This window comes from Aliiroseovarius sp. ABM4_368 (genome assembly GCF_056161205.1).
Genome location: NZ_JBSWYR010000003.1, coordinates 123,553 through 139,983, shown reverse-complemented (window position 1 = coordinate 139,983; position 16,431 = coordinate 123,553). Strand labels below are relative to the sequence as shown.

15 protein-coding genes are annotated in these 16,431 nt (G+C 57.8%); 7 read left to right on the top strand and 8 right to left on the bottom strand.

Annotation, left to right across the window (positions count from 1 at the left end; translation table 11 throughout):
* Nucleotides 1–120 precede the first annotated feature (120 nt).
* Complete coding sequence (locus ACXAH3_RS10030; protein WP_474861949.1) at nt 121–753, bottom strand: CAP domain-containing protein; 633 nt, start codon at nt 751–753, stop codon at nt 121–123.
* A gap of 128 nt (nt 754–881) precedes the next feature.
* Nucleotides 882–2,858, bottom strand: coding sequence for a methylmalonyl-CoA mutase family protein (locus tag ACXAH3_RS10025; RefSeq protein ID WP_474861948.1), 1,977 nt, complete (start codon nt 2,856–2,858; stop codon nt 882–884).
* A 156-nt stretch (nt 2,859–3,014) separates the two neighbouring features.
* On the opposite strand from ACXAH3_RS10025, the gene ACXAH3_RS10020 reads away from it, so the two are divergent.
* The 7 genes from ACXAH3_RS10020 to ACXAH3_RS09990 all read left to right on the top strand — a co-directional run bounded on the left by ACXAH3_RS10020 (nt 3,015) and on the right by ACXAH3_RS09990 (nt 10,087).
* Nucleotides 3,015–4,460, top strand: a complete 1,446-nt coding sequence (locus ACXAH3_RS10020; RefSeq protein WP_474861947.1) for a 1-acyl-sn-glycerol-3-phosphate acyltransferase — start codon at nt 3,015–3,017, stop codon at nt 4,458–4,460.
* A gap of 144 nt (nt 4,461–4,604) precedes the next feature.
* The gene (gene ccrA, locus ACXAH3_RS10015) at nt 4,605–5,894 is read left to right on the top strand and encodes a crotonyl-CoA carboxylase/reductase (RefSeq protein WP_474861946.1); all 1,290 of its coding nucleotides are present in this window, start codon (nt 4,605–4,607) and stop codon (nt 5,892–5,894) included.
* A 235-nt stretch (nt 5,895–6,129) separates the two neighbouring features.
* The gene (locus ACXAH3_RS10010) at nt 6,130–6,345 is read left to right on the top strand and encodes a hypothetical protein (protein ID WP_474861945.1); all 216 of its coding nucleotides are present in this window, start codon (nt 6,130–6,132) and stop codon (nt 6,343–6,345) included.
* On the top strand, nt 6,290–7,003 hold the full coding sequence (locus tag ACXAH3_RS10005) for a helix-turn-helix transcriptional regulator (protein ID WP_474861944.1): 714 nt from the start codon (nt 6,290–6,292) through the stop codon (nt 7,001–7,003). The genes ACXAH3_RS10010 and ACXAH3_RS10005 overlap by 56 nt, the downstream gene beginning before the upstream one ends.
* Before the next feature lie 89 nt (nt 7,004–7,092).
* Complete coding sequence (locus tag ACXAH3_RS10000) at nt 7,093–7,743, top strand: acyl-homoserine-lactone synthase (protein ID WP_474861943.1); 651 nt, start codon at nt 7,093–7,095, stop codon at nt 7,741–7,743.
* Nucleotides 7,744–7,827: 84 nt separating this feature from the next.
* Nucleotides 7,828–9,366, top strand: coding sequence for an ATP-dependent DNA helicase (locus tag ACXAH3_RS09995; protein ID WP_474861941.1), 1,539 nt, complete (start codon nt 7,828–7,830; stop codon nt 9,364–9,366).
* Nucleotides 9,359–10,087, top strand: coding sequence for an SDR family oxidoreductase (locus ACXAH3_RS09990; RefSeq protein WP_474861940.1), 729 nt, complete (start codon nt 9,359–9,361; stop codon nt 10,085–10,087). The genes ACXAH3_RS09995 and ACXAH3_RS09990 overlap by 8 nt, the downstream gene beginning before the upstream one ends.
* Nucleotides 10,088–10,208: 121 nt before the next feature.
* On the opposite strand, the gene ACXAH3_RS09985 is transcribed toward ACXAH3_RS09990, so the two are convergent.
* The 6 genes from ACXAH3_RS09985 to ACXAH3_RS09960 all read right to left on the bottom strand — a co-directional run bounded on the left by ACXAH3_RS09985 (nt 10,209) and on the right by ACXAH3_RS09960 (nt 16,426).
* A complete protein-coding gene (locus ACXAH3_RS09985) occupies nt 10,209–10,976 on the bottom strand; it encodes a TIGR02186 family protein (RefSeq protein WP_474861939.1) in 768 nt (255 codons plus the stop codon).
* A complete protein-coding gene (locus ACXAH3_RS09980; protein WP_474861938.1) occupies nt 10,976–11,893 on the bottom strand; it encodes a sulfite exporter TauE/SafE family protein in 918 nt (305 codons plus the stop codon). Before ACXAH3_RS09980 ends, ACXAH3_RS09985 begins: the two co-directional genes overlap by 1 nt.
* Before the next feature lie 62 nt (nt 11,894–11,955).
* Nucleotides 11,956–12,759 carry a purine-nucleoside phosphorylase gene (locus tag ACXAH3_RS09975; protein WP_474861937.1) on the bottom strand — a complete coding sequence of 268 codons (804 nt, stop codon included), beginning with the start codon at nt 12,757–12,759 and terminating at the stop codon, nt 11,956–11,958.
* A complete protein-coding gene (locus ACXAH3_RS09970) occupies nt 12,743–13,750 on the bottom strand; it encodes an ABC transporter permease (protein WP_474861936.1) in 1,008 nt (335 codons plus the stop codon). Before ACXAH3_RS09970 ends, ACXAH3_RS09975 begins: the two co-directional genes overlap by 17 nt.
* A gap of 1 nt (nt 13,751) precedes the next feature.
* Entirely contained in the window at nt 13,752–14,858 is a 1,107-nt protein-coding gene (locus ACXAH3_RS09965; protein ID WP_474861935.1) for an ABC transporter permease, read from the bottom strand.
* Complete coding sequence (locus ACXAH3_RS09960) at nt 14,858–16,426, bottom strand: ABC transporter ATP-binding protein (RefSeq protein WP_474861934.1); 1,569 nt, start codon at nt 16,424–16,426, stop codon at nt 14,858–14,860. The genes ACXAH3_RS09965 and ACXAH3_RS09960 overlap by 1 nt, the downstream gene beginning before the upstream one ends.
* Between the last annotated feature and the right edge of the window lie 5 nt (nt 16,427–16,431).

The following is a 16,431-nucleotide window of genomic DNA, read 5'->3' as shown; positions in this document are numbered from 1 at the left end:
GCTGGCAAAGGGATCCCCCATGCGCTGGCGCGTTTCCCATTCTTTATCATGCCATGTTTGCACCAAGCGCAAGAGGAAGCCGCCTTGACGCTGGTGCAATAAAGTTTCTCGGTGCCGGTCTTAGTTATGCTTGGGCTTGCCCGCTGGGTCTTTGGCATCCCCGAACCAGATCGACCAGAAGGTCCGGTATTGCCCCTGAACTTTTGCGCGACCAAAGCCAATCCCGACCGAACGCCACGTCTTTCGCTTCCACATGCCTTGGTTCAGGATGACCTTGCGGTGATTGGGCGAGTTCAGGAAGCCCTTGATCACGACCTCGGGGTCGCTATAGCCCCATGCGGTGATCTCATAGGCGTTTTTGCGATACTTGGTGCGCAACCGTTTGGGCGCATCCCACATAGCCTTTGGGGCCTTGTGATTGGCGTAGTAGGGTGCGTCGCTCCAACTGTGTGTGTTTGTGCCGCGCAGGGGACCGCCCCGTGGGGCAATGTTGCGGGTGAAATCTTCGACATGGCGTCCGGCCACAAGGGTCAGGCTTGACGAAAGCGGGATCGGCGCCAATCCGTGCTTTCTACGCTCGCGCATGAGGATGTCATAGGCCTGTTTTTCAATGGCGCTCAGGTGATCATTGGCGGTCGGCTTATAGTAATTGAATTTCGCGCCCGTCGAGCTGACCAAGACAAGATCGCTTGCCAAGGCAGGGGTCAGAGAGGTGAGCAGCCCCAAAGCTGCCGACAGGAAGAGCTTTTTCATTTGGACGCACGCCTTTGATTGGACACAACAAACCACTTTCCCGAGAACTACCCGCGAAATAAGGCCGAATTCCGCACCGATTGGTGCAAAATCGCGTCATTTGTTTCCAATGCGAAGTGTTGCGCGTGCTATTCAGCTGCGACCGGGGCAGGGGCCACCAGTGTCACGATGTCTTCCATGATCGTGTTGAGCTCGAAATCCTTGGGCGTATAGACCTTGGCTACACCCATCGCACGCAGACGTTCAGCGTCTTCGTCGGGGATGATACCACCGGCCACGACGGGGACGTCACCCAAACCGGCTTCTTTCATGCGCTCCATCAGCTCTTCCAAAAGCGGGATGTGGCTGCCAGACAGGATCGACAGGCCAACAACATGCGCTTTGGTCTCAATTGCTGAAGCGACGAGTTCTTCTGGCGTCAGACGGATGCCTTCATAGGTGATATCCATGCCGCAGTCGCGCGCGCGGGCGGCGATCTGTTCGGCCCCGTTCGAGTGTCCGTCAAGCCCCGGTTTGCCGACCAAGAAGGTCAAGCGGCGGCCCAGAGCGTCGGACACAGCGTCGACACGGTTTCGGATTTCATCCAGCCCCTCAGTGCGGTTCGAGGGGTTCTTCGACACGCCGGTTGGTGCGCGATACTGGCCAAAGGTCTGGCGCATCACTTCGCCCCATTCGCCGGTGGTCACACCGGCTTTGGCGGCAGCGATGGACGAGGGCATGATGTTCTCGCCGGATTTTGCGGCAGCGCGCAGGGCGTTCAGCGCGTCCTGCACCGCTTTGTCATCGCGGTCCGCACGCCAATGTTCCAAACGCGCGATCTGATCAGCTTCGGCTTCCTTGTCGGCGACCATGATGGCCCCGTCGCCAGCGGTCAGCGGGCTTTCGGTGGTCTCGAGCCATTTGTTCACGCCAACCACGGTTGTGTCGCCAACCTCGATCTTGCCGATGCGGGCAGCGTTGCTCTCGACCAGCCGCGACTTCATGTATTCGATGGCGGCAACAGCGCCGCCCATGCCGTCGATCTGCGCCAGTTCCGCACGTGCGCCGTCTTTCAGTTCCGCCACTTTGCGTTCCACGGCGGGGTTTTCGTCGAACAAGTCGTCAAACTCCAGCAGGTCGGTTTCATAGGCCAGAATCTGTTGCATACGCAGCGACCACTGCTGATCCCACGGACGCGGCAGGCCAAGCGCTTCGTTCCACGCGGGCAGCTGCACCGCGCGGGCGCGGGCATTTTTCGACAGGGTCACGGCCAGCATCTCGATCAGGATGCGGTAGACGTTGTTTTCCGGCTGCTGCTCGGTCAGGCCAAGGCTGTTCACCTGAACGCCATAACGGAAGCGGCGGAATTTTGGGTCTTCGACGCCATAACGCTCGCGGGTGATTTCGTCCCACAGCTCGACAAAAGCGCGCATTTTGCACATCTCGGTGACGAAGCGGATGCCGGCGTTCACGAAGAAGCTGATGCGGCCGACCATGGCGGGGAAGGCCTCGGCGGGCACTTTGTCCTTCAGATCGTCCAGCACGGCAATGGCAGTGGCCAGTGCGAACGCCAGCTCCTCCTCTGGCGTCGCACCGGCTTCCTGCAGGTGATAGGAACACACGTTCATGGGGTTCCATTTCGGCAGGTGTTCACGGGTATAGGCAGCAACGTCGGTGATCATGCGCAACGACGGCTTTGGCGGGCACACATATGTGCCGCGCGACAGGTATTCTTTGATGATGTCGTTCTGAACGGTGCCTTGCAGCTTCGAGATATCGGCGCTCTGTTCCTCGGCCGCAGCAATATAAAGCGACAACAACCACGGCGCAGTGGCGTTAATCGTCATCGAGGTGTTCATCTGCTCGAGCGGGATGTTGTCAAACAGCGCGCGCATGTCGCCCAAGTGGCTTAGCGGAACACCTACCTTACCCACTTCGCCGCGCGACAGTTTGTGATCGCTGTCATAGCCCGTCTGTGTCGGCAGGTCGAAAGCAACAGAAAGCCCTGTCTGCCCTTTTGCCAAATTGGTGCGATACAGCTCGTTCGAGGCTTTGGCGGTCGAGTGACCGGCATAGGTGCGGAAAAGCCAGGGGCGGACCGTGGATGTTGGGCTGTTCGAAGACATGTCAGAGACTCACCTTATGTTGCGCTGCAGCATTTTTAGTCGCGCAAGAAAATTACGCAAGGGGTAAAATGAAGAGAATAAAGTTACGTGGGGTGGTGCGCGGTCCCTAGGCGGCTTGTGCTTTACCTTTGAGCAAAATGGTGAGACAGGTTTTATATGACGCGTGTGGTGGAACTTCCTCTTTGGTTGCTTGTTCTTATCCTGGCTTTCGCCACGGTGACCTTCGCGTCGCATTTCCTGTTTCCATCCGTGCGCTGGTTCTTTCGGAAGCGTCTGGAGCGCGCGGTTGAACAGCTGAACGAGCGTCTTGAACGCCCGATCGAGCCGTTCAAGCTAGCGCGACGTTACGACATGGTGCAGCGCCTGTCTTATGATCCCGAGGTCGCAAAAGCGATTGTCGATCACGCGCGCAAGGCAGGCATCCCGGAACAGGTTGCCTTTGAAAAAGCGCAGCGTTACGCCCGCGAGATCGTGCCGCGCTTCTCGGCCACAGCCTATTTCGGGTTCGGCATCCGTTTGGCAAAACTGATCAGTCGCGCCTTTTATCGCGTCCGTCTGGGTGCGTTTGACGAAGCGCGACTGGGCGAGATCGACCCTGACGCCACGGTGATCTTTGTGATGAACCACCGTTCCAACATGGATTACGTGCTGGTCACATGGCTGGCGGCTGAGCGGTCTCACCTGTCTTATGCAGTGGGGGAATGGGCGCGGGTTTGGCCCTTGCGGACGTTGATCCGGTCCATGGGCGCGTATTTCATCCGGCGCAAAAGCCGCAATAACCTGTATCGTAAAGTGCTGTCGCGCTATGTGCGCATGGCAACCGATGGGGGCGTGACGCAAGCCATGTTCCCTGAGGGCGGATTAAGCCTGAATGGAGAAGTCGGTGATCCGAAGCTGGGGTTGCTTAGCTATATCGTGCAAGACTTCATCCCGGGCGAAAGCCGCAACGTGGTCTTCATCCCCGTGGCCATGAACTATGACCGTGTGCTGGAAGACCGGGTGCTGGTGTCCGCCGACATTAAGGGCAGTCGCCGCTTTGGGCTGCGCTTTAAATATGTAGCCCGCCATGTGGGACGGCACCTGTGGCAGAGGATCACTGGCCGCTTCCACAGCTTTGGCTATGCGTCCGTATCTTTCGGGGACCCGGTGTCGTTGATTGACTATCTTGATGGGCGCGCACCGGAAGACGTTCTGGAACCCTTGGGGCATGAGCTTATGTCGCGGATCCGGGACGTGGTACCCGTGCTGCCCGTACCACTGGTCTCGGCCATTTTGTTGGAAGGCGACGGGCTAAACCACGCTGAAATCGAAGCGCGGTTCCAAGCTTTGGTGCAGGATATGGAGGCGCAAGATGTTCATGTCCACATTCCACGCAGCGATATGGCTTATGCAGCCGAGTTCGGACTGCGCGAACTTTTGTTGCGCAAACTGATCACCAAGACGGGCGAGGGGCCTGGTGCGACCTATCACATCCACAAGCCCGACCGTCTTATCCTTGCCTATTACGCGAACTCGATTGCGCATCTCAGCACCAAGATCGAGCCGATTCACATTTCGGACCTGACGCCTGCAGAAGTGGCAGATGCCGCTATTTTGCCCTGAGGTAAATTTTGCCGCGACATAAAATTACAAAATATTGCTGATTGTGGTTGCAATCTTACCCTCCGATCCGTAATGCTGCACTAGCAGCCGCAATTCTGCACTGCGGCAATGGAATCAGTTAACGCGCAAGATCAGGAGGCCACCATGGCTTTGGACACACAGACCGGCATCGCCGAATACGACGCCCCGAAGAAAGATCTTTACGAGATCGGTGAAATGCCCCCGCTGGGCCACGTTCCCGCTCAGATGTATGCATGGTCGATCCGCCGTGACCGTCAGGGTGAACCCGATCAGGCCATGCAGGTCGAGGTCGTCGAGACCCCCAAGCTGGACAGCCACGAAGTGCTGGTTCTGGTGATGGCCGCTGGCGTGAACTATAACGGCATCTGGGCTGGCCTAGGTGTGCCGGTCAGCATGTTCGACGTTCACAAGCAGGACTATCACATCGCTGGTTCCGACGCCTCGGGTGTTGTTTGGGCCGTGGGTGACAAGGTCAAAGGCTGGAAAGTGGGCGACGAGGTCGTGATCCACTGTAACCAGGATGACGGTGACGACGAAGAATGTAACGGCGGTGACCCGATGTTTTCGCCCAGCCAGCGGATCTGGGGTTACGAAACTCCGGACGGGTCGTTTGCCCAGTTTACCCGCGTTCAGGCTCAGCAGCTTCTGCACCGCCCCAAGCATCTGACTTGGGAAGAAAGCGCCTGCTATACGCTGACGCTGGCCACCGCATACCGCATGCTGTTCGGTCACCACCCGCATGAACTGAAGCCCGGTCAGAACGTTCTGGTTTGGGGTGCTTCGGGCGGTCTGGGTTCGTACGCCATCCAGCTGATCAACGCGGCTGGCGGCAACGCCATTGGTGTGATCTCGGACGAAAGCAAACGTGACTTTGTTATGGGTCTGGGCGCGAAGGGCGTAATCAACCGCAAGGACTTTACATGCTGGGGTCAACTGCCGACCGTGAACACACCGGAATACGACACATGGTTTAAAGAAGCTCGCCGCTTTGGCAAAGCCATCTGGGATATCACCGGCAAAGGTAATAACGTGGACATCGTGTTCGAACACCCGGGTGAAAGCACGTTCCCGGTGTCGAACCTGGTCTGTAAAAAAGGTGGTATGGTTGTGATCTGCGCCGGCACCACCGGTTTCAACTGTACCTTCGACGTCCGCTATACTTGGATGCACCAGAAGCGTTTGCAGGGCTCGCACTTTGCGCATCTGAAGCAGGCCGCAGCCGCCAACAAGCTGATGATCGAGCGTCGGATCGACCCTTACATGTCGGAAGTGTTCCCTTGGGCTGAAATCCCGGACGCACATATGAAGATGTATAAGAACGAACATAAGCCCGGCAACATGTCGGTGCTGGTTCAGTCCCCGAAGACCGGATTGCGGACTTTTGAGGACGCACTGGAAGCTGGCCCAAAATAAGCCACAGCTTTTCCCGACAATACGACCCGCTGCCTTCCTAAAGGCGGCGGGTTTTTTTGTTCCCACATGCGAAGTGATTCGCGAAAATGGCCGGAATTGATCAAATTGACCCTAGGGAAGGTGGATTCCGGGTCTTTCCCGACCTCGCTATTTATGGGGAGTTTCGATCCGCGAGTTAGAAGTGCCTAATTTACCTGCTAAAGTTGTCACTAGCTTCACATTCGAGGGATTTCTCATGCAGGATAAATGGATTGTTGATGTACTTAGCGACCTCATGGCCTATGCTGAGGAAAACGGTCTGAGTGTGACAGCTGACTGGCTGGATGACGCACGCCTTGTCGCTTTGACCGAGATTGCAGACATGACCCGCGAGAAGAATGGGAACGCGCGCGCCTATGACAAACCGGCTGGAAGACCTTCTCTCTACCTTGCAAGCGGCGGCCACGCTTGAAGATCTTCAGTCGATCCTTGAAGACCTGCGCGATCACTATGAAGTCGAGCATATTGTCTATCACTGGGTGAATTCCGTCGGCGAGCGTTATGGTGCAGGAACGTATTCGGCGGAATGGGTCGATCGCTATCTCGAAAAAGATTATCTTCGATTGGATCCTGTAATTTTCGGGTGTTTTCAGCGTTTTACACCCGTTTCTTGGACCGAGCTGGATTGGTCTACAAAGCACGCCCGCGAGATGTGGCAGGATGCTTTGGACCACGGGCTTGGCAATCAAGGCTATACAATTCCCATTCGCGGCCCCAACGGACAGTTTGCTTTGTTCACCCTGAATGCAACCTTGAGTGATGAAAACTGGGGGAAGTTCATTGACGAAAATGCGCGAGATTTGATGATCCTAGCGCATGAGTTCAACAAGAAAGCTTTGGACTTCGAGAAGTGGGGCGAGGAAGGCAGCGTGCCTGCCTTATCCCCCCGCGAACTGGAATCGATGAGTTGCCTTGCCCGCGGGATGAGCCGCGCACAAGCGGCGGCCGAGTTGAAAATCTCGGAACATACGCTTCGTGTTTACATCGAAAGTGCACGTCACAAACTGGGCGCGATGAACACAACTCATGCGGTAGCGCGCGCACTTTCAACGGGCATCATCATAATTTAAACATCGCTCTACCCCACGATGTATTTGCCATACGTTAACTAAGAAGCGAGCATTGTCCTGTTAATCACTCGGACAAAGGAGCTCCACTCATGCTGCGTTACCTCTATGGCAATGATCTTTCGAAATTCCCTCTGCTGGCAGAAACCATGTTTCAGGATCGGGCGGAACAATTCTCGCGCCGTCTTGGCTGGGATGTTTCGGTCGATGAAAACGGTTACGAGCGCGACGAATACGACGCCATGAACCCGCTTTACGTGATCTGGGAAATGGCAGATGGCCGCCACGGCGGATCTATGCGTTTTCTACCAACGGTTGGTCAAACAATGGTGAATGATCACTTCAGCCACCTTACCGACGGCGTTCATATCGAAAGCCCGCTGATCTGGGAATGCACTCGCTTCTGCCTATCCCCAAGCGCGGATCGTCGTGCATCGGCGGCGTTGGCGCTGGGCGCGGGCGAGATCATGGACACATTCAAGCTAGAACATTTCGTTGGTGTCTTTGACCCGCGGATGGAACGGATCTATCGCCTGATGGGTCTGGTGCCGGATGTGATAGGAATGGGCGGCGAAGGTCGCGATCGTATCGGCGTCGGCCTGTGGTCGATGGACGAAGCTGCGTTTGAACCCACTTTGAAACGGGTCGGCGTCAGCCGCGAGGTCAGCCAGGACTGGCTTCGTTATTCGCTGTCTACGGCCAACCGTGCCCCAGCGCCGCAAGCGATGCCGCGCAGCGCTTGATCTTGCACATAGATTCCTGAGAAAATCGGCTATCAGCGTCTTCGGGCGCTGGTGCTGCCAAGGTCTGCGCGATAGGGTCGCGCCATGACCAATCGATCCCCTGTGACATTCTCGGACGACCAAGCCGAAGCGCATGACCGCGTGTCGGACATGCTGCGCCTATCGGGCGTCAATCTGGACGATGCGCTGCTAACGCCGGTTGCCGACGGCAAATCGCAGGTGATGGCAGTGATCGGCAAGGCAGGGTCCGGTAAGACCCTGCTGCTGGCCGAGCTTTACCGCGCGCTGGAAGATGCGGGCGTCGACATAATTTCGGGCGATTGGGAGGGCAAGCGCCGCAAGGAACGCCGCACGTTGGCCATTCTTGCCCCGACCAACAAGGCTGCCAGCGTCTTGCGCAACCGGGGTGTGCCAGCGACGACCATTCACCGGATCCTTTATACGCCGGTTTATGATCCCGAATACGAAAAGATCGCGGAATGGCTGGCTGGAAACGGCGACCGACCCGAGATCGAAGGCCTGACGGACGAGGCACTGGACCGCGCCTTTGCCTTCTATCAAACGCAAAAATCCATCCCCGGTGCGTTGGCGGCGGCCGGGCTGCGCGGGTCTGACTTCATCACCGGATGGAAGCGACGCGACGATCCTTTGGACATTGGATTTGTCGACGAAAGCTCGATGCTGGATGAAAAGCAGTTCGACGACCTGCGCGAGATCTTCCCCACGCTGGTCCTGTTCGGAGATCCCGCTCAGCTGGCCCCGGTCGGGCAGTCCGGCAAGATGATCTTTGATGACATCAAAGGCCCGCGCAAACAGGTTTTGCACCGTATTCACCGACAGGAAGACGATAACCCGATCTTGGATTTGGCCCACGCTCTGGCGGATGACAGTCTTGATTTCGATGCGTTTGAACGGATGATCCATCAGGCCGCTGCACGCGATGACCGCGTGGTGGTGTCACCGCGCGCCAATGCAGATTTGATGGCGCGTTCGCCGGTGCTGGTCTGGCGCAACAAGACCCGGGTGCGGTTGATCCAAGCCTTTCGGTCCGCCTTTCATGCCCCCGAGATCGAGCTGCTGCCCGGCGAACCCTTGATCTGTGACGGGATTGAGCTGCCCCTGAAACACCGAAAGAAGCGCATCGACCTTGAGGCGCGTGGCCTGATTAAAGGGGCGCAATGTGTCTATTTGGGGCCGGGGAAGCGCCCCGGATTTTCGCGTCTACATGTGCTGGGGGCAGAGGATCCTCAGGTCTCGGCCGCGTCGATTGTGAAGATCGAAAAACCGGACGAGGAAGAACCCTTTATTCCCTTCGCCGCCCGCATGGGGGCTGCCTTCCTGCATGGGGCGGCCGTGACTATCCACAAGGCGCAGGGCTCGCAATGGCCCGAGGTGCAGGTTTTTGCCCCGGACATCGCCGCAGCGGCTTGGGCGGGACGCTCAGAGGCCGGATTGCCCCTGTGGAAGCGTCTGGCCTATGTGGCGATCACGCGTGCCGAGACGCGGCTGCATTGGGTGACGCGCTATGCGATGGCGCGTCCGCATGGGGATTTGTCGACCGCCGATTTGCCCGCCAAGCCCACGGCCCTGACGCTGGAAGCACAAGGGGCGGATGATGCCTAGTATTCTGATCACAGGGGCCAGCGCAGGCATTGGCCGCGCCGCGGCCGAGCTGTTTCTGGCCGAGGGTTGGACGGTTGGTCTATTGGCACGGCGCAAAGAGGTGCTGGACGAGATCGCCGCGGGGCAGGGTGATGCGCATGTGCTGGTCGCGGATGTCTCGGACCCGGATGCGGTCAGTGCGGCGTTTGACCAGTTCGCGGCCCAAGCGGGCCGTCTTGATGTGCTTTTCAACAATGCCGGGCTGTTCATGCCAGCTGCCCCGATTGACGAGGTTTCGGTCGAGGATTGGACCCGTGCAGTGTCGGTCAATCTTACAGGAATGTTCCTGTGCGCCCGCGCAGCCTTTGCCCAGATGCGCGGGCAGTCCCCGCAAGGCGGGCGGATTATCAATAATGGCTCGATCAGCGCCCATGTGCCGCGCGAAGGGGCCGTGACTTATACCGTGACCAAGCACGGGATCACTGGGCTGACAAAGCAACTGAGCCTTGATGGCCGTCCCTTTGACATCGCCTGTGGTCAAATCGACATCGGCAACGCGCGGACGGACCTTCTGCAAGGGATCATTGATGAAGCTGTGGCACAGGGCGAGGTGCCGCCCCCAGCGATGGATGTGGACGCGGTGGTCAGATCGGTCCTGCATATGGCGACGCTGCCGCCTGACGCGAATGTGCAGTTCATGACGGTGATGGCGACCAAGATGCCCTATATCGGGCGTGGTTGACGCGCGGGCTGTCACGTGGATTTTTGCTGGCTCACTGCGTGAGCCTGTGGGGGCGTTGCCCCCGTGCAAAAGCCTGTGGCTTTCACACTCCCCCAAGGTACTTGGAACAAGAAAATAAGGGTCAGTTGCGCAGGATCATGCGGAAGGCGGCTGATGCGCCCCAGCCGGCAGCGATGGCGATGACCAGCGAAAGAAGGCCGTAGATCAGCGGCTGTTCATGGGCCAGATTAAAGATCCAGCGTTCCAGCCCGACTTTCTGCACGTTGATGATGGTCTCGTATTCCGATGTTACCTGGCCCCCACGTGTCAGCAGGATCCGAGTGCGGTAGTTGCCTTCAGTCAGGTTGGCGGGCAGGGCTACACGGGTTTCAAACAGGGTGTCCTGTTTCAGCTTCACCGAGTTTTCAAGCTGCTTGTAAAGCCCGGCCTTTTCACGGATGCGGATCAGGGCGTCCGTGAACTCGCGCGGGTCGAGGTTGTTGAACGGATTGTCCGAGATCTGGATCGAGCGATCAACCGAGATCAAGTGGCGCAAATTTTCCAGCGTAGAGATGCTGTTGCCCAATGTACCGGACGTCGCGACTGCATAAAAGCTGGGCGCGGCGGCCAGTTCCATCGCGTCGGTGTTGATCCAGATGCCAAAACGCTTGTCCTTTTTGCGGACGGTGATTGGAGAGCTTGGGCCTTCGATCACCACAACAACCTCGAGCGAGCTGTCTTCTGGCGGCGGGCTTTCGCGTTTGACCGCGCCGAAAATCAGGATCTCTGAGCCAACAAATGTGGCCGTGATCGACACGCGGTTTTGGCTAAGGCCGGCGACGATTTCTTCGGCCCGCGTGGGCAGGGCGGACAGCAGGAACAGCGCGATAAGCGAGACGATACGCAGCATCAGTGCCCCCCTGCCGCGCCAAGTTCAAAGAGCTCAGCAGGTTGGATCAGCAGGTCCAGCCCCAGCTTGCCGCAAACAACCAGCACCATGATGGCCAGAAGAACGCGCAGTTGCTCGGCCTTCAAACGCACCCCGATCTGGGCGCCGATCTGGGCACCGATGACGCCCCCGACCAGCAGAAGTACAGCCAGACCCATATCCACGGTGAAGTTGGTCGTTGCGTGCAAAAGCGTGGTGAAAGCGGTCACAAAAATGATCTGGAACAACGAGGTCCCTACGACGACTTTTGTTGGCATTCCAAGCAGATAGATCATGGCGGGCACCATGATGAAGCCTCCGCCAACGCCCATGATCGCGGCCAGAATGCCGACCAACACACCGACCAAGATCGGCGGAATGACCGAGATATAAAGCCCCGAGGTGCGGAACTTCATCTTGAAAGGCAGGTTATGGACCCATGTGTGCTTGCGTCGCTTGGGCACGCCCCCGCCTTTGCGGGATTTCATGATCGCGCGCAGGCTTTCCACAAACATCAGTGCCCCGATGATGCCCAGAAAGACCACATAGGATAGCTTGACCAGCAGATCGACCTGACCAATGGCTTTCAGCGCGTTGAAAAGCTGCACGCCCAGTGCCGCGCCGATCAGGCCCCCGACCAAAAGCACGCAGCCCATTCGCAGGTCTACGGTTTTTCGCTTCAGATGCGCCAACACGCCGGAAAACGAACTTGCGACGATTTGGTTTGCCTCGGTCGCAACGGCTACTGCGGGTGGGATTCCGATGAAGAACAAAAGCGGCGTCATCAAGAAGCCGCCGCCCACGCCGAACATGCCTGATAAGATGCCCACAATCCCGCCAAGACCCAGCAGAAGGAACGCGTTCACGGACACTTCGGCAATCGGCAGGTAAATCTGCATGTTGGAGCAACTCTAATCTAGTGGTCTTGGGTATGGGCTATTACATGCGAAATTTATTCGGACTAGTCACGCGTTAAGTAGCGTCGAACCAGTTTTTCTAACTTTTCTGCTCCAAGTGGTGCCATTTTCTTGGTGTGTTCGTGGCTTATGGACTCATCAGATAGACCCTGAGCCATGTTTGTCACGGTCGAAAAGCCTGCAACGCGCAAGCCAAGGAAGCGCGCCAGAATCACTTCGGGTACCGTGGACATGCCGACCGCGTCTGCACCAAGGGTGTGAATGGCGCGGATTTCGGCAGGGGTTTCAAAAGACGGGCCGGAATACCAAGCGTAGGTTCCCTGTTGCAGGGGGATGCTTTCATCGGCGGCGATGCGTTGAAATTCTGCGATCATGTCAGGATCATAGGCCCCGCCCATCGGGACAAACCGCGCATCGGTTCTTTCGCCAATCAGAGGGTTCAGGCCCGAGAAATTGATGTGATCGGTGATCTGCATCAGATCGCCCGGCGGGATGTCCGGGCGCATGGAACCAGCGGCATTGGTTAGGATTAACCGATCCGCACCCAGTTCGCACAGAACCTCAAGCGGCAGGCGCATCGCGTCTGCACGACCGTTCTCGTAATAGTGCTCGCGCCCGCCAAAGACGGCGACGCGCGTGGTACCTAGTGTGCCGATGGCAAGGTTCGGGTTGTGGCCCGAAACGCCCGCATGGGGAAAGCCATCAAGCTGGTCATAAGGGATCGCGACGCCGTCCACGGCATCGGCCAAATGGCCCAAACCAGAGCCCAAGACCAGACCCACGGCAACAGGTTCGTCCCCTGCCAAAGCGCGGATCTGATCCGCAACCGCCTTAGCGTTCTTTGACATAGGGCTGGCCCCCGGCTTTTGGTGCGACTGACTTGCCGACAAAGCCGGCAAGGATAACCACGGTCAGGATATACGGCAGAGCCTGCATGAACTGGACCGGGATCACGACGCCGCCAAGGTCAATGTTTTGATAACGGTTGGCGATGGCTTCCAAGAGGCCAAAGAGGAACGTCGCCCCCAGTGCAGGCACGGGTTTCCACTTGGCAAAGATCAATGCGGCCAGCGCGATATAGCCGCGCCCCGCCGACATTTCCTTGATAAAGCCTGCGCCAAGGCCGGTGGCCAGATACACGCCCGACAACCCGCAAAGGGTGCCTGCGATGGCCATCGAGGCATAGCGCAGTTTGATGACCGAGACGCCTGCTGTGTCCACGGCAGCGGGGTTTTCACCCACGGCACGCAGGCGCAGGCCGAAACGGGTGCGGAACAAGACGAACCATGACAGCGGCACCATCAGAAGCGCGACGTAAACAAGAATCGTGTGGCCCGAAATGAACTCGGAATAGACCTGCTGGATTGGGTTGGCTTGGTCGATCAGTATGCGCAGGGGAACGCCTGCGGCTTCTGCGTCGGATTTTCCAAGGGCGAAGGGCAGCTCGATCGGCAGGAAGCGGTCTGTGCCGGTCAGGGGCGGGGTGCGTCCGCCTTGGCTGAACCACGCTTGCGCTGCCAATACCGTGATGCCTGACGCCAAGAAGTTCAGTGCCACGCCCGAAATCAGCTGGTTGCCGCGGAAGGTGATCGAGGCCACGCCATGCACCGCCGAAAAGCAGATCGAGGCGAAAACACCGCTGAGAAGGCCGAACCAAACCGAGCCCGAGGCAAAGGCCACCGCGGCCGACAGAAAAGCCGAGGCCAAGATCTTGCCTTCCAGACCAATATCAAAAATACCGGCGCGTTCGGAAAACAGACCCGCTAGACAGGCAAACAAAAGAGGCGTCGCAAGGCGCAGGGCCGAGTCGGCAATCTGGATGATGGTCAGGAAATCCATCTTACGCGTCCTTTCGTTTGGCAGCGGCAATAAACATGCGTTCGACCGGCATCCGCACCATATTGTCCAACGCGCCGGTGAATAGGATCACCAGACCCTGAATAACAACGATCAGCTCGCGTGGGATTTTCGACCACAGCGACAGCTCGCTGCCACCTTGATAGAGAAACCCGAACAGAAGCGCGGCCAGAAGCACCCCGAACGGGTGGTTGCGTCCCATCAGGGCGACCGCGATGCCGATAAAGCCTGCGCCCTCGACCGCGTTCAGGATCAGACGTTCGTGCTGGCCCATCGTGGCGTTGATCGCCATCAGACCCGAAATCGCGCCCGATAGCATCATGGCAACGATGATAATTTTGGTGGGCGAGATGCCCGCATAGACCGACGCTGTGGAGCTTTCCCCAAAGGCCCGGATCTCATACCCCAGTCGTGACCGGTTCATCAGCAGGTAAACCACCACACACATGGCCAGCGCGATGAAAAGCGACACGTTGGCGGGCGCGGATTTCGAAAAACTGATGCCCAGAGGGGCCAAAAGCTCGTGCAAAGTGGGCAGGTTTGTCACCTCGGGGAAGGATGCCGAGGCACTTTCCTGAGCGCGTTTCAGCTTCAAAGGGCCGATCAACAGATAGCCCATCAAAGCGGTTGCGATGAAGTTGAACATGATTGTGGTGATCACCACGTGGCTGCCGCGTTTGGCTTGCAGATAGGCTGGGATCAATGCCCAGCCCGCGCCAAACAGGCCACCTGCGATCATCGCAAAGATCAGCGCGATGGTCCAATGGGGCATCAGAACTGTTGGGATGAACAGGCATGCAATGCCTACGCCTAAGCCGCCAATCATCGCCTGACCTTCGCCGCCAATATTGAACATCGCAGCTTTGAAAGCGATGGACACAGCAAGGCCCGTAAAGATGAAGTTGGTGGTATAGTAAAGCGTATAGCCCCAGCCATAGGTGGACCCAAATGCGCCGTTGATCATGGTCATCAGCGCCTTGAAGGGGTTTTCCCCAATGGCGAAAATCACCAGTCCGGACAGGACAAAAGCGATCAGCAGGTTCAGGAAGGGGATCAGGGCGACATCCGCCCATTTCGGCATCTTGTCCATCAGCTGTCTCCGTTTCCTGTGACGCCCGCCATCAACAGGCCAAGCTCTCGTTCATCGGTTTGGTCGGGCAGGCGTTCGCCCATGATATGCCCGTCGAACATGACGGCGATCCGGTCAGACAGCGACAGGATCTCCTCCAGCTCGACCGAGACAAGCAGCACGGCTTTGCCTTGATCACGAAGACCGATGATCTGCTTGTGAATGAACTCGATCGCGCCGATATCCACGCCGCGGGTGGGCTGGCCGACCAGCAGAAGGTCGGGATTGCGTTCGATCTCGCGGGCGACAACGATTTTCTGTTGGTTGCCACCGGAAAAGTTCTTGGCTGCAAGATCGGGCAGGGGCGGGCGCACGTCGAAACGGTCCATCTTGTCCTGCGCCACCTCGACCATCTTGGCGTTGTCCATCAGAAGCGCGTTCTTTTGGTATTCGTCAGCGTGGTGATAGCCGAAGACGACGTTCTGCCACGCGGGGAAATTCATGATCAGACCGTGTTCCTGCCGATCTTCCGGCACATGCGCAATCCCGCGTTCTCGGCGTGACCGTCCATCCGAGTATTTCCCTGTCAGATCAATGGGGTCCCCGTTGATCCGAATTTCGCCAGTGGCTGTCGCATAGCCGCCCAATACTTCCAAAAGCTGCGTCTGGCCATTGCCCGAGACACCCGCGATCCCCAAGATCTCGCCCGCGCGGACATTCAGATTGATGCCTTTCAGGCGCTCGACCCCGTGGTCATCGACCATGTGCAGGTTCTCGACCTCGAGGATCTTTTTGCCGGGTTGGGCAGGTACCTTATCGACGCGCAGCAGAACTTTGCGGCCGACCATCAGCTCGGCCAGTTCTTCCGGGTTGGTGTCTTTGGTCTTGACCGTGGCCGTCATCTGTCCGCGGCGCATGACGGATACGGTGTCGGTGATCTCCATGATCTCGCGCAGCTTGTGGGTGATCAGGATGATGGTTTTACTCTGATCGCGTAGCCCGTTCAGGATGCGAAACAGGTGGTCGGCCTCGGCGGGGGTTAGCACGCCGGTGGGCTCGTCCAAGATCAGAATATCGGCTTCGCGATAAAGCGCTTTAAGGATCTCGACACGTTGCTGCACCCCAACGCCCAAATTCTCGATCAGGGCTTCGGGATCAACGTGGAGCTCATACTCATCTGCCAGTGCTTTCAAAGACTTACGTGCCTTGGCCAAGGACGGTTGCAGCATCGCGCCGTCTTCGACTCCAAGGATCACATTCTCAAGCACCGAGAAGTTTTCGACCAGTTTGAAGTGCTGGAACACCATCCCGATACCGGCGCGGATCGCGGCCTGACTGTCGGGGATCTGGGTCTCTTTGCCGTGGATGAAGATCTGACCTTCATCGGCCTTATAGAACCCATACAGAATGGACATCAGCGTCGATTTGCCCGCGCCATTTTCGCCGATGATCCCGTGGATCGTGCCCGGCTGGACGGAAATCGAGATGTCCTTGTTCGCCTGCACCGGCCCAAAGGCTTTCGAGATGCCGCGAAGTTCGATGGCGGGGGCAACAGTTGCCTGTTGCCCCTCGGTTTTTGTGCCAACCATGATCG

Coding starts and splice junctions, on each gene's coding strand:
- ACXAH3_RS09960 (WP_474861934.1), bottom strand. CDS start 16,426: ATGGTTGGCACAAAAACCGAGGGGCAACAGGCAACTGTTGCCCCCGCC.
- ACXAH3_RS10000 (WP_474861943.1), top strand. CDS start 7,093: ATGCTGCGTTACCTCTATGGCAATGATCTTTCGAAATTCCCTCTGCTG.
- ACXAH3_RS09965 (WP_474861935.1), bottom strand. CDS start 14,858: ATGGACAAGATGCCGAAATGGGCGGATGTCGCCCTGATCCCCTTCCTG.
- ACXAH3_RS10030 (WP_474861949.1), bottom strand. CDS start 753: ATGAAAAAGCTCTTCCTGTCGGCAGCTTTGGGGCTGCTCACCTCTCTG.
- ACXAH3_RS09990 (WP_474861940.1), top strand. CDS start 9,359: ATGCCTAGTATTCTGATCACAGGGGCCAGCGCAGGCATTGGCCGCGCC.
- ccrA (WP_474861946.1), top strand. CDS start 4,605: ATGGCTTTGGACACACAGACCGGCATCGCCGAATACGACGCCCCGAAG.
- ACXAH3_RS09980 (WP_474861938.1), bottom strand. CDS start 11,893: ATGCAGATTTACCTGCCGATTGCCGAAGTGTCCGTGAACGCGTTCCTT.
- ACXAH3_RS10020 (WP_474861947.1), top strand. CDS start 3,015: ATGACGCGTGTGGTGGAACTTCCTCTTTGGTTGCTTGTTCTTATCCTG.
- ACXAH3_RS10010 (WP_474861945.1), top strand. CDS start 6,130: ATGCAGGATAAATGGATTGTTGATGTACTTAGCGACCTCATGGCCTAT.
- ACXAH3_RS09975 (WP_474861937.1), bottom strand. CDS start 12,759: ATGTCAAAGAACGCTAAGGCGGTTGCGGATCAGATCCGCGCTTTGGCA.
- ACXAH3_RS10005 (WP_474861944.1), top strand. CDS start 6,290: ATGACAAACCGGCTGGAAGACCTTCTCTCTACCTTGCAAGCGGCGGCC.
- ACXAH3_RS10025 (WP_474861948.1), bottom strand. CDS start 2,858: ATGTCTTCGAACAGCCCAACATCCACGGTCCGCCCCTGGCTTTTCCGC.
- ACXAH3_RS09995 (WP_474861941.1), top strand. CDS start 7,828: ATGACCAATCGATCCCCTGTGACATTCTCGGACGACCAAGCCGAAGCG.
- ACXAH3_RS09985 (WP_474861939.1), bottom strand. CDS start 10,976: ATGCTGCGTATCGTCTCGCTTATCGCGCTGTTCCTGCTGTCCGCCCTG.
- ACXAH3_RS09970 (WP_474861936.1), bottom strand. CDS start 13,750: ATGGATTTCCTGACCATCATCCAGATTGCCGACTCGGCCCTGCGCCTT.